The sequence below is a fragment of the Streptomyces gilvosporeus genome (assembly GCF_002082195.1).
Classification (GTDB): Bacteria; Actinomycetota; Actinomycetes; order Streptomycetales; family Streptomycetaceae; genus Streptomyces; species Streptomyces gilvosporeus.
Genome location: NZ_CP020569.1, coordinates 7,988,295 through 8,002,927, shown reverse-complemented (window position 1 = coordinate 8,002,927; position 14,633 = coordinate 7,988,295). Strand labels below are relative to the sequence as shown.

14 protein-coding genes are annotated in these 14,633 nt (G+C 71.5%); 6 read left to right on the top strand and 8 right to left on the bottom strand.

Annotated features, from left to right (window positions below; genetic code table 11):
• Window positions 1–191 precede the first annotated feature (191 nt).
• Window positions 192–329 carry a hypothetical protein gene (locus B1H19_RS39100; RefSeq protein WP_162500693.1) on the top strand — a complete coding sequence of 46 codons (138 nt, stop codon included), beginning with the start codon at window positions 192–194 and terminating at the stop codon, window positions 327–329.
• Between the two features lie 146 nt (window positions 330–475).
• Here B1H19_RS39100 and B1H19_RS40170 read toward each other — a convergent pair whose 3' ends face one another.
• Window positions 476–745, bottom strand: a complete 270-nt coding sequence (locus B1H19_RS40170; protein ID WP_237289687.1) for a recombinase family protein — start codon at window positions 743–745, stop codon at window positions 476–478.
• A 269-nt stretch (window positions 746–1,014) separates the two neighbouring features.
• Window positions 1,015–1,437, bottom strand: coding sequence for a YjbQ family protein (locus B1H19_RS35315; RefSeq protein ID WP_083108946.1), 423 nt, complete (start codon window positions 1,435–1,437; stop codon window positions 1,015–1,017).
• A 956-nt stretch (window positions 1,438–2,393) separates the two neighbouring features.
• On the opposite strand from B1H19_RS35315, the gene B1H19_RS35310 reads away from it, so the two are divergent.
• Window positions 2,394–2,720: an FKBP-type peptidyl-prolyl cis-trans isomerase gene (locus B1H19_RS35310; protein WP_083108945.1), complete on the top strand. Its 327-nt coding sequence runs from the start codon at window positions 2,394–2,396 to the stop codon at window positions 2,718–2,720.
• Window positions 2,721–3,061: 341 nt separating this feature from the next.
• Here B1H19_RS35310 and B1H19_RS35300 read toward each other — a convergent pair whose 3' ends face one another.
• The 6 genes from B1H19_RS35300 to B1H19_RS35275 all read right to left on the bottom strand — a co-directional run bounded on the left by B1H19_RS35300 (window position 3,062) and on the right by B1H19_RS35275 (window position 9,827).
• Window positions 3,062–3,697, bottom strand: coding sequence for a GTP-binding protein (locus tag B1H19_RS35300; protein ID WP_237289686.1), 636 nt, complete (start codon window positions 3,695–3,697; stop codon window positions 3,062–3,064).
• Window positions 3,678–4,058: a DUF742 domain-containing protein gene (locus B1H19_RS35295; protein ID WP_083108944.1), complete on the bottom strand. Its 381-nt coding sequence runs from the start codon at window positions 4,056–4,058 to the stop codon at window positions 3,678–3,680. Before B1H19_RS35295 ends, B1H19_RS35300 begins: the two co-directional genes overlap by 20 nt.
• Before the next feature lie 10 nt (window positions 4,059–4,068).
• Complete coding sequence (locus tag B1H19_RS35290) at window positions 4,069–4,488, bottom strand: roadblock/LC7 domain-containing protein (RefSeq protein WP_083108943.1); 420 nt, start codon at window positions 4,486–4,488, stop codon at window positions 4,069–4,071.
• Window positions 4,485–6,881: a sensor histidine kinase gene (locus tag B1H19_RS35285; RefSeq protein WP_237289685.1), complete on the bottom strand. Its 2,397-nt coding sequence runs from the start codon at window positions 6,879–6,881 to the stop codon at window positions 4,485–4,487. Before B1H19_RS35285 ends, B1H19_RS35290 begins: the two co-directional genes overlap by 4 nt.
• A 156-nt stretch (window positions 6,882–7,037) precedes the next feature.
• Window positions 7,038–7,820, bottom strand: coding sequence for an MHYT domain-containing protein (locus B1H19_RS35280; RefSeq protein ID WP_083108941.1), 783 nt, complete (start codon window positions 7,818–7,820; stop codon window positions 7,038–7,040).
• Window positions 7,821–8,525: 705 nt separating this feature from the next.
• On the bottom strand, window positions 8,526–9,827 hold the full coding sequence (locus tag B1H19_RS35275; RefSeq protein ID WP_083108940.1) for an MFS transporter: 1,302 nt from the start codon (window positions 9,825–9,827) through the stop codon (window positions 8,526–8,528).
• Between the two features lie 178 nt (window positions 9,828–10,005).
• On the opposite strand from B1H19_RS35275, the gene B1H19_RS35270 reads away from it, so the two are divergent.
• From B1H19_RS35270 to B1H19_RS38990, 4 genes are all read left to right on the top strand, one after another.
• On the top strand, window positions 10,006–10,800 hold the full coding sequence (locus B1H19_RS35270) for a (Fe-S)-binding protein (RefSeq protein WP_083108939.1): 795 nt from the start codon (window positions 10,006–10,008) through the stop codon (window positions 10,798–10,800).
• Window positions 10,797–12,296, top strand: coding sequence for a lactate utilization protein B (locus B1H19_RS35265; protein WP_083108938.1), 1,500 nt, complete (start codon window positions 10,797–10,799; stop codon window positions 12,294–12,296). Before B1H19_RS35270 ends, B1H19_RS35265 begins: the two co-directional genes overlap by 4 nt.
• The gene (locus B1H19_RS35260; RefSeq protein WP_083108937.1) at window positions 12,293–12,964 is read left to right on the top strand and encodes a LutC/YkgG family protein; all 672 of its coding nucleotides are present in this window, start codon (window positions 12,293–12,295) and stop codon (window positions 12,962–12,964) included. The genes B1H19_RS35265 and B1H19_RS35260 overlap by 4 nt, the downstream gene beginning before the upstream one ends.
• A gap of 161 nt (window positions 12,965–13,125) precedes the next feature.
• Window positions 13,126–14,502, top strand: a complete 1,377-nt coding sequence (locus tag B1H19_RS38990) for a hypothetical protein (protein WP_159028212.1) — start codon at window positions 13,126–13,128, stop codon at window positions 14,500–14,502.
• Window positions 14,503–14,633 lie beyond the last annotated feature (131 nt).

The window sequence follows — 14,633 nt, the reverse complement described above, 5'->3', positions numbered from 1 at the left end:
TTGGCGACTTGCGGCGTGGTGCAGGGTGGGCGCCGTCTGCCCCGTCCTCCAGGATGGTCTCCATGAGTGCTCTCTTCGATCTCCCTGAGCCCCGCCGGGTTGCGCTTGGCGAGTACCCGCTGTGAGACGAGGCTCTTGCCCTTGTCAACCGGGACCTTGCGGTGACCTTGCCCGATCAAGAACCTCTGCAATTGCTGGGACTTCCGTCGTACGACGAGGACGTGGCCGAGTACGTCTGCGTAGCCCTGGCCACCGGCGAGTGGCACGGCAACGTCGTGGATCCGGACTCGGCGGACGACCCTGGCCGCCGGCCGGCCTGCCGTACATGACGGCCAGATGATCGACCGGAGCGAGCTCCCCCTCCCTGTTGAGGCGGGCGGCTTCGCTGCTCGTGGTGACGTTCTCGGGATCGGCGAGTATCCGCCGAGCGACGTTCCGGATCACGGTGGCGGCATGCGGATGCTGCACAACGTGATCAACCTTGCCGCCCATCACTGTCCGGACGTGCTGGAATCCGTACGACGGACGCCTCCATGGTGAAGCGGTTCTCGTCGACCTGATCGTCCAGATCCCACGGGCCTTCGTGGCCGTACGTGACGAGCAACCTCGTCTCGTCACGCATCTTGTAACCGGTGTTCAGCCAGTCGACGACGTTACGACCGAGCCGGTCAACGGCAGCCGCCACCAGCCCGTCGTACGGGCCCCGCTCGTCCGGGAGCCATGGGCCGAGCCGGGGCCTCGTCATCGGATCCGTGACGCCCGAGACCTCCCAGTCATCGGCCCAGCCGTGATGTGGCCGCCGACGGACGCGGCGGCCGTCAGCACATCCTCCCGCTGGCGCTCCGGGGAGGATGTGGCCAGCTTCATGCGGGAAAGCCGCCGCACACCGAGCAGGCATTTTCCGCATCCGTCGTAGGGTCGTTCGATCATGTCCAGGTCCGTACCGCGCAAGCCTTCTCCGTTTCGAACACGCAAGGTACGGAGATTTCGCGGCCACACCCAGGACGATCTTGATCAGCCCAGGAAGCTCAGTCGAACCTGACGGTTGACATTGTCTTTATTGGTATCCACGAGGCAGACGGACTGCCAGGTTCCAAGGGCCAGCTCACCCCCGACCACGGGCAACGTGGCGTGCGGTGGCACGAGGGCAGGAAGCACGTGGTCACGGCCATGGCCGGGGCTCCCGTGCTTGTGCCGCCATCGGTCATCCGCCGGAAGCAGATCGCGGAGAGCGGACAGCAGATCCTCGTCACTGCCCGCCCCCGTCTCCAGCAGCGCTACTCCCATGGTCGCGTGAGGTGCAAAGACATTCAGCAACCCGTCCCGGTCCTGGGCAACCTGCCGCAAGAACGACGTGCACTCCCCGGTCAGGTCGTAGACCGTCTCTTGCGAGCCGGTCCTGACGTCGATCTCTCGTGTCGTGAAGCTCTCAGCCATGCGCGGATCTTCTCAGAGACGGCCAACCCCACGGGTAAGCGGCGCGGACGCTGAAGAGACTCCGGGCAGTCGCGGCCGCCCTGTAGGCGGAGGGACAGCCGGTAGGCGCTTCCACCCTGGCCGCCTGCCTGGACGGGTCCGATCGGACGGGCCGCCAAGCCGAGGTGCGCCGCACGCCCCGCGTCCAAGCCGAAGCGGCGGAGCGGCGGAGCGCGCAGTCCCGGGCCATCGACCAATCCGGGTCCATGAATGCCAGGTTCGTGGTGTTCACGTACTCGGCCAGGGCGGCCAGGCATCCGAGGTCCAGGTCTCCGGGCTGCGGTTTGACAGAGGCCCGCGCGCCCGTCCCGCCCGTCCTCCTTCAAGCGAAGGAACAGACCGGGACAGGGGCCGTCGCCGCTGGGGGCCGTCACCGCGTCACCGCTTCCGACGGGGACGCTCCTTGAGTGGTCGTCTGCGCCCTGCACGTCGCCGCTCATGTCCACAGCCGGGATCCCGTCCACACGCGGGAATCATCCAAGGGGCCTCACACGTTCCACAGCTGTCGAGCAGACATCTCAAGTCTCCGATGAAACCGACCTGATGAGGAGGACGGTGTGGTCAAGCGTCGGAAGGTATCCCGCCGGTTGAAGTACGGTCCTTCAGCCTCCGAGCTCCGCCCGGAGGACATCACCGAGGCGGGTGACGATGATGGCGGCCAGGCCGGCGTGCGTGAACCACGAATTCCGCGTCCCAGCGGTCCAGGCCCGGTGACGTTGGAACCTCCCAGAGACTGAAGCCGCGTCAGCGCCCGCCGGATGTCACTCCGCTGCCCCCGGCCTGGACACCCGCTGTTGCCGAGTCGCCGTGCCCCCACGCCCCCGTCGGCGCGGAAGGACCGACCACCGCCCTGTACGTGTGTGGCAGTGATCACCCTTCGGTAGGGTCTGGCAGACCATCACTGAAGGGGTGCCGACATGGGCGTAACCAGGGAAGTCATCAAGGCTGGGGACGGCAAGAACTTCCCCAAGGCAGGTGACTCCATCACCATGCACTACACCGGAACGCTTGAAAGCGGGCAAAAGTTCGACTCAAGCCGTGATCGGAACGAGCCGTTCGTCTGCGACATCGGCATCGGCCAGCTGATCAAGGGGTGGGACGAAGGGGTTCCCCAGATGTCGTTGGGGGAGCGCGCAAAGCTCACTATCACCCCGGACTACGGCTATGGGGCCAGGGGCGTCCCGGGGGTCATTCCTCCCCACTCCACGCTCATCTTCGACGTAGAGCTGCTCAAGATCAACTAATCGGCCACCGAGTGGAGTTCGCGCGGAATGACAACTCCCCAGGGTGCGGCCCCTCCGCCCGCTCCCGTGACGGACGCGGCCGACGTCATCCTGTACGCGACCGGGTTCCGCGCCACCGCCGGCCGCCTCGCGCCGCTCAAGCGGCGCGAGGCGGCCGGCGGCATCCGGATGGCGGGCACCCGCGCGCTGCGCGAAGCACGGGTGCCTCTCGTCGGCTACGGGCCGTCGGCCAGCACCATCGGCGCCAATCGGGCGGGCCGGGCCGCCGTACGCGGCACCCGCCAACACCCGGCAACTCCCGACGCACGCCACCGCACCACCACCGCCCCGCCACCCGGTGATCAGCCGCCCGATCCCGCCCCAGGCCGCAGCCGCGCCTCGTACGACGCGGCCGCATGCTCGACCAGGCCGATCAGCACCTCCTTGCAGGACGCGCGGTCGCGTGCGTCGCACAGCAGCACGGGGGTGCCCGGGTCGAGGTCCAGGGCGCGGGCGACCTCGTCGGGGCTGTGGGTGCGGGCGCCGTCGAAGCAGTTGACGGCGACGACGAAGGGGATGGCGCGGTGCTCGAAGTAGTCGATGGCCGAGAAGCAGTCGGCCAGGCGGCGGGTGTCGGCGAGCACCACCGCGCCGAGGGCGCCCTGCGCCAGCTCGTCCCAGAGGAACCAGAAGCGGTCCTGGCCCGGGGTGCCGAACAAATACAGCGCCAGGTCGTCGTGGAGGGTGATCCGGCCGAAATCCATCGCCACGGTCGTGGTGGTCTTGTGCTGGACGCCGTCGAGCGAGTCGACGGGGCGGCCGGCCTCGGTCAGCCGCTCCTCCGTGCTGAGCGGGCGGATCTCGCTGACGGAGCCGACGAGGGTCGTCTTGCCGACGCCGAAACCGCCGGCCACCAGGATCTTCAGGGCCATGAAGGAGGAGGCGGGGGCGGAGCCCGGGGGGTGGGAGCGCACGGAATCAGAGCGCGCGGAGTCCATCAATCACTTCCTTGAGAAGGTGCGTGGCAGGCAACTGGGCCGGCGGAACGGGGCGGTTGACGCGGATCAGTTCCGCGGCCAGCAGATCGCTCAGCAGGACGCGGACCACCCCCAGGGGCAGTCCGGAGTCGGAGGCGATCTCGGCCACCGGGCGGGGGCGCTCGCCGCACAGGGTGAGGATGGCCCGCTGCTCGGGCGAGAGCGCCGGCGGGTCGCCGGTGTCGGGGCGGGTTTCGGCCTGCACGACGGCCATCAGCGCGAAAGCCTCGCTGCTGGGCCGGGCCCGCCCCGCGGTCATCGCATAGAGCCGGACCATCGGCCCCGCTTCGTCGTCGTACCAGTGCGGGGTGGTGTCGCTCATGGGCGGCCGGTCACTCCACTCCGGCGCGCTCGGGCGTGCCGAGGTGCTCGCCGACGCGCTTGACCAGGCGGGCCATCTCGTAGGCGATCAGGCCGATATCGGCCTCGGCGCTGCTGAACACGCCCAGGCAGGAGCCGTCCCCCGCCGCCACGACGAAGAGGAAGCCGCCCTCCAGCTCGACCATGGTCTGGATGACCTGGCCGGCCGCGAAATGCCGGGCGACGCCCTTGGAGAGGCTGTGGAAGCCGGAGGCGATGGCGGCGAAGCGTTCGCTGTCGTCGCGGGTCAGCCCGTTGGACGTGCCGACGGCCAGGCCGTCGCCGGACAGGACGACGGCGCAGCGGATCTCCAGTACCCGGGACACCAAGTCGTCCAGAAGCCAGTTGAGTTCACCGGAGAGGTGAGGGTGCTGGTGCTGGTCGGTGGTCATGGGGTGGTTTCTCCTTGGGGGTCGTGGCCGGGGGCGGCGTCGTCAGGGTTGGCGTCGTCGGGGGTGGCCGCCCCGGTGGCACCGTCGTGCGGCGCCGTCGCGGCGCGGCCGCGGGTCCAGCCGGCGCGCAGGGACGCCATGGTGGCGCGGGCCTGTTCCGGGGAGCGGCGCGGTGCGGGGGTGTCTTCGGTGCGGGGAACCCACTCCGGCTTGTGCTGGGGGTCGTCGCGCAGGGCCGGCGCGAGGCTGGCCTGGCGGACGCGGCGGGGCAGGGGGCCGTCGAGGTCGGCCCGGGCGGGCTCCGGCGGCGCGGGCCGCTCGGTCATGGGCGCCTCCGGGGCGGGTGCGGTCCGTACGGGCGGCTCGGGCGCCGCGGGGAGCGCGGCGGGCCGGCGGATCGCGGCGCCGAGTGCCCGCGCCCTGGCCGGGCGCCGCCGGTGGTACAGCGAGGTCATCTCCACGTGCGCTCCCCCGTCGTCCGGCGCGCCCTCGGCCAGTACGTCGTCGGGCAGCAGCACCACGGCGGTGACGCCGCCGTAGGCCGACGGCTGGAGCGTCACCCGTGCCTGCTGGCGATGGGCGAGGCGGTTGACCACGAAGAGGCCGAGCCGTTCGGTGTCCAGGAGGTCGATCTCGTCGGCGTCGACGATCCGGCGGTTGGCCTCCTCCAGTGCCTCGGTGCTCATGCCGAGCCCGCGGTCGTGGATCTCCAGGACGAGGCCGGTGCCCACCCGCTCGGCCTGGACCTGCACCCTGGTGTGCGGCGCGGAGAACGTCACGGCGTTCTCGACCAGTTCGGCCAGCAGATGGGTCAGGTCGGCGACCGCGCCGCCGACCAGCCGGACCTCGGCTACGGCATTCACCTCGACCCGTGCGAAGTCCTCGACCTCGGCGACTGCGGCCCGTACCACGTCCAGCAGCGGTACGGGATGCCGCCAGCCGCGGCCGGGCGCGGCACCGGAGAGGATGATCAGGCTCTCGGCGTGCCGGCGCATCCGGGTGGTGAGGTGGTCGAGCCGGAAGAGGTCCTCCAGTTCGGCCGGGTCCTCGGTACGGCGTTCCATGGTGTCGAGCAGGGCGAGCTGACGGTGCAGCAGCAGCTGGCTGCGGCGGGCGAGGCTGACGTAGACGCCGGAGATTCCGCTGAGCGCCTCGGCACGGTCGGCCGCGGCCTGGAGCGCGGTGCGGTGCACAGCTACCAGGGCCTCGGCGACCTGGCCCACCTCGTCGCGACCGGTGCCGCGGTCGGCGGGCAGCGGGGCGACGGCGTCGATGTCCACGGACTTGCCCGCGTACAGCCGCCGCAGCGACCGGGGCAGGTCACGGCCCGCGACGCGCAGGGCGGAGTTCCGCAGCTCCTCCAGCTCGATGACGAGCCCCCGGCCGATCTTGACGGAGATGAGCAGGGAGAGCAGCACACCTGCCAGGCCCAGGACCACGGCGAGGCCGGAGCCGCCGAGCGTGCCGAGGGACAGCGGGTCGGCGGTGCGGGCCGCGGCGGTGCCCGCCGAGCGCTCTGCGGTGCGCAGGGCGCGCAGCACTGCGCCGTGGGCGTCGCTCCAGTTTGCGGCGGGGACGGCGGTGGCGGCGCGGGTGCCGGGACCGGCGTCGCGTACGGCGTCCTCGGCGGTCCGCAGGTCGCGGTAGGCGGTGCCGTTGAGGATCCGGTGGTAGGCGGCGGCGTCGGCGGGGGCCAGGTCGTCGACGGCTCCGGCGAACAGGTCGCGCTGGGTGTGTGCCGCGCCGGTGAAGGCGTCGAACTGGGCGGGCGACATCCGGCCGGCCGCCTGGGCGGCGCCCAGGACCGCGTCCTCGCGGGAGAGGGCGTCGCGGGCGCGGGCGAGTTCGAGGACGATGCGCGGCTGCGAGGCGCCGGGCGGGTTCTGGAGGCCGGACAGCGCGCCGAGGGTGGCCAGGCCGTGGTCGACGATCTCGCTGTAGGCGCCGGTCGTACGGTCGGTGGCGTCCTTGCCGGTGGTGTGCCGGGCGCGGAGCGCGGTCAGTCGGGCGGCGTCGCCCATCAGGCGGTCAATGCGGCCGGGCAGCTGGGGATCGACGTCGGCGGCGTCGGCGCTGCCGCCGTTGACGCCGTCGCGCAGTGCGGTCGCGGCGGCGTCGGTGGCCCGCCGGCGGTCGCGCAGGGTCTGCTGCCGTTCGGCGTCGGGGGCGGCGACGGCGCGGGCCGCGGCGCCGCGTTCGTCCTGTACGGCGGCGATGAAGTCACCGACGGGGATCACCAGGGTGGTGTCGATCTCCTTGAGCCGGTTGAGATCGGAGACGCTGCGCGCGGAGGTGACGGTGGCGAAGGCCCACAGGGCGATCAGCGAGACGACGGGGACCATCAGCAGCGCGACGATCTTCGACCGTACGGACCGGGGCATCAGCCGGGGCATCACGAAAGGGGTGCGAAGCGCCCGTTGTGGCGCGCGGCGGGCCGTCCGGTGGCGGCTGTAATTGCCGCCCGCATTACCGGACTTGGGCGGCGGCGTTCCCCCTTCGGGCCCGGAATGGCCCGTGCTCTGTGGTGCGTGCATGAAATCCTCAAGGGGTCAGAGAGAAGCGGGGAGTTCGGCTTCGCGGAGCGATTGTGCGGAGGCGGATGCGGCACGTTCCTGGGCGGTCGGCGACAATGCGACAAAGGCCACGGTGAGAAAGAGAAATGAGCCGAGGACGACGGTCAGGGGAAAGATGAATTCCATGGGAGTCACACCGGGAAGCGGTGCGCGGGAGGGCGCCAGCCGGATGCGTACGGCGGCCATTGCGGTGTAGTGCATGCTGGTGACGGCGAGCCCCATCACCACGGAGGCGACGGCCGCGCCGACCGCGCCGCGCACGCTGAGCGCGGCCCACAGTGCGGCCGTTGCCGCGGCGACGGCGATGAGGACGGAGAGCGCGACCAGGGCCGGGTCGTAGGTGACGTGGCCGTGCAGACGCATCGCGGCCATGCCCAGGTAGTGCATGGCCGCCACGCCCACGCCCGTGCCCAGACCGCCGAGCAGCAGCGAGCGCAGCCGTGCCTGGCCGTGGCCGACGGCGAAGACGCCGGCGCCGACGACCGCCATGGCGACCAGCAGGCTGAGGACGGTACGCGGGACGTCGTAGCGGATCGGGGTGCCGGTGACGCCGAATCCGAGCATCCCGATGAAGTGCATGGTCCAGATGCCGGAACCGATGGCGACGGAGGCGGTCAGCAGCCAGTTGCGCCGGGCGCGGCCGGTGGCGGCGAGCGCCCTCACCGTGCAGCGCAGACCGAGGGCGGATCCTACGCACGCCATCGCATAGGCGAGGACCGGGGATACCCAGCCCGCGCTGAAGTGGTGCATGTGGCCCACGGAGTTTCCTTTCGCGGATTCGGTTCGCGGCGACGGACGCTAACACGTGATCGTCTTGTGAAAGTCGTGCACATCTCGCGAGCGATTCGCGTGGGAATACGGATGATTTCACCCAGCGTGGCACTACTGGCGAGTTCCGTGGCAGCGGCGCCGGTAAATGTCCGTCATTGCCCGGCACCGGCACTTCTGATTGCGCGTCAATTCCGGATCACTGACAGCCGGCCGCGATTTCGGCAAGAAAAATCGCCAATGAGAAAGCTCACGGGACATCGCGGCCGTCACGGGGTGTGATCCCGCTATGCGTCCCGAAAGGGAAAAAGCGGGCCGATAGGGGCGACCTGGCGGCGCGTCATCCGCTCGACACCAGTCGGAAACATGGGAACAAACGAACGCACGCGCGAGTGTTCGCTAGAAAGCGTGGTCGATCCTGAAAGGACTTTCGCAAACGCAACGCATCGAGTGATGCTTACGGGGCGCAAGCGACGGGCTGCAGACCGTCACCGCGCCTCCGGTCGACATCCCTTGCTGGGCCGGAGAGTTGGTCCCACACACATGCTTCAAGGAGAAAAAGCCAGATGAACATCCTCACCAACGTGCTTGCCGGCGTCCTCCACCTCGTCGGCTGGCTCGTCTGACGAACCTGGCAACACGGCGCCGCCCCTCCCTGTCCCGGGAGGGGCGGCGCTTTTCCGTCCGTACGGCGGGCTACCTCTCCAGCGGCTGCCGCGCCGTCTCCGGCAGCGCCAGATAGACGGCGAACGACACCAGGCACAGCACGGCCACATACCAGGGGAACAGCCCGGCGTTCCCGGCCTGCGCGAACCAGGTGCCGACATACGGGGCGGTGCCGCCGAAAACGGCCACGGTCAGGGAGTACGGGAAGCCGATCCCGGCCGCCCGCACCCGCGCGGGGAACACCTCGGCGTTCACGGCCGCGGCGATGGCCGTGTAGCCGGTCAGCAGCACCATGCCCGCGCACTGCACCAGCAGCAGCGAGATCCAGGCGTCGGAGACCAGATGGAGCAGCGGCACCGCCAGGACGGCGAAGCCCAGCGAGAACCCGAGCAGCAGCGGTTTACGGCCGATGCGGTCCGACAGCAGCCCGCCCAGCGGTTGCAGCACGGCGAAGAACGCCAGCGAGAGGGTTCCGATGGTGAGCGAATCGCCCTTGTCGAAGCCCGCATTGACCTGGGCGTAGGTGGGGAGATAGGTGGTCCAGGTGTAGTAGGCGATGGTGCCGCCGACGGTGATGCCGCAGATCAGCAGGGACTGCCGGGGATGGCGGCGCAGCGCCTCGAAGAGGCCGGGGCGCTCGGCCTGCCGCTCGGCACTCCTGGTCTCCTGGGCTCCTCGCCGGATCCACAGCCCGAGCAGGCTCAGCACCGCCCCCACCAGGAACGCCACCCGCCAACCCCACTGCCCCATCTGCCGGTCGCTGAGCTGCCCGGCCAGCAGCGCGGCGATGCCGGACGCCAGCAGCTGGCCGATGCTGGTCGAGACGTACTGGAAGCTGGAGAACAGTCCGCGCCTGCCGGGTCCGGCCGATTCGACCAGGAACGTCGTGGAGGCCGCGAACTCGCCGCCCACCGAAAGCCCTTGGACGAGCCGGGCGATCACCAGGACGACGGGCGCGAGCACCCCGGCGCTCGCATAGGTGGGGGTGAGCGCGACCAGCAGGCTGCCGCCGCCCATCAGCAGGATGGTGAGGGTCAGCGCGCTGCGCCGGCCGCGGCGGTCGGCGACCGCGCCCATCACCAGCCCGCCGACCGGCCGCATGAAGAAGCCGACCGCGAAGACCGCGAAGGAGGACAGCAGCGGCACCAGGGAGTTGCCGCTGCTCTTGGGGAAGATCTGGTCGGCGAAGTAGGCCGCCAGGAAGGAGTAGGCGTACCAGTCGTACCACTCGACGGCGTTGCCGACCGAGGCCGCGGCCAGCTGCCGTAGCCGTGACGGCGGGCGGCCGTCGTCGACCGCCCGGTCCGGTGCTGTGTCCTGTGCGCTCGGCATGGTCCTCCGCTTCCCGTCCTGCTTACGGTCCTACGGTCGTTCGCGCGGCCCCGTTCACGGCCGGCCGCCCGGTTCTTCTCCTGGGCCTGCCACTGGGGCAGGATGAGCCGACAGGTGATCATGTACCGGTGAGGCGGCCGGCCGCCAGAGCCCGCGGCGGCCGAAAGGAGAGGACACCGTGCGCGTAGCGCTGTTCGTCACCTGTATCAACGACTTCCTCCATCCGCGGACGGGCCAGGCGGTGGTCACGCTCCTGGAACGTCTGGGGGTCGAGGTGGCATTCCCCGCCGAGCAGTCCTGCTGCGGCCAGCCCCAGTTCAACACCGGCTACCGGCACGCCACCGAGCCGCTGGTACGCCGCTTCGACCGGGCGTTCAAGGACTACGACTACGTCGTCACCCCGTCCGGCTCCTGCGCCGCGATGGTGCGCGACAACTATCCGAGGATCGCTGCCAAGGCGGCCGCCGAAGGGCGCGGCCGGGAGCTCACCGACGCCGCGGCGCTGGCGGTGCCCAAGACGTACGAACTCACCGAATTTCTCGTGGACGTGCTGAAGGTGGAGGACGTGGGCGCGTATTACCCGCACACCGTCACCTATCACCCCACCTGTCATGGTCTGCGGATGCTGGGCCTGGGCGACCGCCCGCGGCGCCTGCTGTCCCAGGTACGAGGGCTGGAGCTGCGCGAACTGCCGGGCGCCGAGGAGTGCTGCGGTTTCGGCGGCACCTTCGCGGTGAAGAACCCGGCGGTCTCGGCGGCGATGGGCGCCGACAAGGTCCGGCACCTCATCGGCACCGGTGCCGAAGCGGTCTGTACGGTCGACAACTCCTGTCTGCTGCATATCGGCGGCACCCTCGCCCGGCAGGGCTCCCCCATCCGCCCGGTCCATATCGCCGAGATCCTGGCCAGTACGGAGGACGCCCCGATGGACGGCAGGAAAGCACACACCTCTGCGGACGGGAGCGTGCGGTGAACGGCGCCTACCTGGGCATGCCCGCGTTCCCCCGGGCCGCGGCCGCCGCCACCCGCGACGGCCGACTGCGCGCCAATCTCACCCACGCCACCCACACCATCCGCGACAAACGGGCCCGAGCCGTCGCCGAGCTGGACGACTGGGCGCAGCTCCGGGCCGCGGGCGCCGCCGTCAAGGACCGTACGCTGCGTCATCTCGACCACTATCTGGAGCAGTTGGAGGCCGCGGTCACCGCGGCGGGCGGGCAGGTCCACTGGGCGGCGGACGCCGAGGAGGCCAACCGGATCGTCACGGAGCTGGTACGGGAGACCGGCGAGCGCGAGGTCGTCAAGGTCAAGTCGATGGCGACCCAGGAGATCGGGCTGAACGAGGCGCTCGCCGAGGCCGGGATCCGTGCGTACGAGACGGATCTGGCGGAGCTGATCGTGCAGCTCGGCAACGATCTGCCCTCCCACATCCTGGTCCCGGCGATCCATCGCAACCGCTCCGAGATCCGCGACATCTTCCTGGCGGAGATGGGGAGATGGGGCCGTCCGGCCCCGGAAGGGCTGTCCGACTCCCCCGCCGAGCTGGCGGAGGCGGCGCGGCTGCATCTGCGGGAGAAGTTCCTGTCGGCGAAGGTGGCCATCTCCGGCGCCAACTTCATGGTGGCCGAGACCGGCACCCTGGTGGTCGTCGAGTCCGAGGGCAACGGCCGGATGTGCCTGACGCTGCCGGAGACCCTGATCTCCGTCGTCGGCATCGAGAAGACCGTCCCCACCTGGCAGGACCTGGAAATCTTCCTCCAGCTGCTGCCCCGCTCGTCCACCGCCGAGCGGATGAACCCGTACACCTCCACCTGGACCGGCACCACGGACGGCGACGGGCCGGGGACCTTCCACCTGGTCCTCCTCGACAACGGGCGCACCGACACCCTCGCCGACACCGTCGGGCGGCAGGCCCTGCGCTGTATCCGCTGTTCGGCGTGTCTGAACGTCTGCCCGGTGTACGAGCGCGCCGGCGGGCATGCGTACGGCTCGCCCTATCCCGGCCCCATCGGGGCCATCCTCACACCCCAACTCCGGGGTGTGGAGGGCGCCTTGGAGTCTTCTCTGCCGTACGCCTCGTCGCTGTGCGGGGCCTGCTACGAGGTGTGTCCGGTGGCCATCGACATTCCCGAGGTGCTGGTGCACCTGCGGGAACGGGTGGTGGAGGGCGGCGAGGTGACCCGGCGCGGGACGCGGGCGGTCCTCAGGCCCGCCAGGGGGCATGCCGCGGAGCGGGCGGCGATGCGGGCGGCGGGCTGGGTGTTCGACCGTCCGGGCGTGCTGCGCGCCGGGATGCGGCTGGCGGCGCGTACCCGGCGCCTGCATCCGCGGCGGCTGCCGGGGCCGGGGCGGGCCTGGTCACAGACCCGCGAACTCCCGGCCGTACCGGCCGAGTCGTTCCGCGACTGGTGGCAGCGCACCCGCGGCACCGGCACGGAGTCCGCGCGGCAGGGAGGAGAGGGTACGTGAGCAGCAGGGACGAGGTGTTGGGGCGGGTGCGGCGCGCGCTGGCGGATGTGCCGGGCGGCGAGCGGCCCGAGCGGGTGCCGGTCCGCCGCGACTACCGGCGGGTGCACGGCTCCCGTACGGCGGAGGAGACCGTCGAGCTGCTCGCGGAGAACCTCGCGGACTACCGGGCGGTCGTGCACCGCAGCGATACCGAGGGGCTGGCGGTGCTGATCCGCACGCTGCTAGCGCGGCGCGGGGCGCGGACGGTGGCGGTGCCGCAGGGGCTGGAGCCGTGGTGGATGGCCGCCGCGGACGCCGCCCTCGTCGAGGACCGGGCGGCGACCACGGCCCGCGAACTCGACACCGTGGACAGCGTGGTGACCGGCTGTGCGGTGGCCGTCGCGGAGACGGGCACCCTCGTCCTGGACGCGGGGCCCGACCAGGGGCGGCGCCGGATCACGCTCGTGCCCGACCATCACCTCTGCGTCGTCCGCGTCCCGGACCAGGTCGTCGGCTCGGTGCCCGAGGCGCTGGCGCGGCTGGATCCGCGGCGCCCGTTGACGTGGATCTCCGGCCCGTCGGCGACCAGCGATATCGAGCTCGACCGGGTCGAGGGGGTGCACGGGCCGCGGACGCTGGAGGTGATTCTGCTGACGGGCGGCGGGGCCGGGCCGCTGCCGTCGCGCTGAGCGGCCGGATTGCCGTCCCGTTGCCTCCGGGACGGAAATAGGCCGCTCTCCCCGGCCTGGACAGGTGTGCGACCCCGCTGTCAGTGGGGACTTTTACACTGATCGGGATGCCAAATCCGCGTATGCGGTGCGGTGTTGTGCCGACCGGGGGGAGGGAGCAGATGATGCTGCGGCAGCGCGTACGGCCACGGATGTCCGGCGCGGGCGGTGTGGTGCCCGCGCCTGTTCCGGCGGTGGCGCCGAGCGTTCCGCCGGTCCCCGCCCCCTCGCGGCTGCTGACCTGGCTGGGCCGGCTCGGGGCGCCGGCCGCCGCGTTCGCGGTGTTCCAGGCGCTGTTCGGGCTCCTGCCGCAGCATCTGGCGGGCGAGGCGGCACGGTATTGCGTGGCGGGGGCGGCCGGGGCCGGGGCGGGCGCGGTGGTCTGGCTGGCGGCGGCGCTGCTGCATGCCCGCGCCGCGGCCGGGGCGCGACCGGCGGCGCCCGCGCTCGCGCCGTCGCCGGCCGGTTCGCTGCCGGAGCTGATGGACGGTGCGTACACGGCGCTGCGGCGCGGCCTGTCGGTGATCGATGTGCCCGGCCGCGGACCGCTCTCCGGCTGGCCGCACTCCCTCGCCGAGAGCGATCCGCCGGTGCATCCCACGGCGTTCGGTACGGCCTACGGTCTGCATCTCCTGCTGGACATCGCGCCGCTGGACGGCCGAATACGGGTCGGGGAGGTCGCCGAGACGCTGTGGCGGCTGCGGCTGCCGGGCGGCGGCTGGGCCGCGCGGTCGCAGGGCAGCGGGGCGCGTCCCGAGGTGAGTGCGATCGTGCTGGGCGCGCTGGCGCGGGCCGGGGCCGACCCGCGGCTGCTGGAGTCCGAAGTCCGCTCCTGTGAGGCGCTGTTGGATCCGGAGCACGATGCGCCGGGGCTGGCCAACACCTATGTGGTGACCAATGTCCTGCGCGGGCTGCTGCGCGCCGCGCCCGGCTCGGCCGCGCTGGACGGGCTGCGCACGGTGCTGGTCAACGGCGCCACGGCCGATCCCGCCCGCGGCCAACACCGCTGCTGGGGTGCGGCGCTGGCCACCGGGCGCGGTAATCCGGCGCCGTCGGCGGCGCACACCGCGCGGGCGGTGGTGGCGCTGGAGCGGGCGGCGGGGGTGCTGGGCGAGGACGACCGGCAGCGGGCGGTGCGCGAGGAGGGGCTGCGCTGGCTGCTGGCGGGTGGCGCGGGCGATCTGGACAACTGCCAGGAGGAGGTACGACGACCGGGCAGCGACGATCCGCTGCACCAGGAGTTGCTGTCGGTGCGGCATTTCGCGGCGGCCTGGGTGGCCCGTGCGCTGATGACGGAGGGGGCGCGGCGGGTGGCCGCGGACGGCGCCGGGGCGACGGCGTGGGAGGCACAGCTGAGGGCCGCAGTGGCGCGGGTGTCGGGGATGCAGCGGGGCGGGGTGTGGCGCTGGGAGGACGGGCCGATGGGACATCCGGTGTGGATGACGTATCAGGGGCTGTCGGTCCTGCGCCGCTATGCGCTGATGGTCCACCGGCCGTGAGGCGTGCGGATGCGCCGGTGGTACAGCGTACGGGTCCGCCGGTCGTGAACGGGTGGTCGACGGGTGGTCGGGGGCGGGTGCGGGATACGGGGGCGTGGCGAGCGGGACGGATGAGCCGGTGAGCGGGAGGC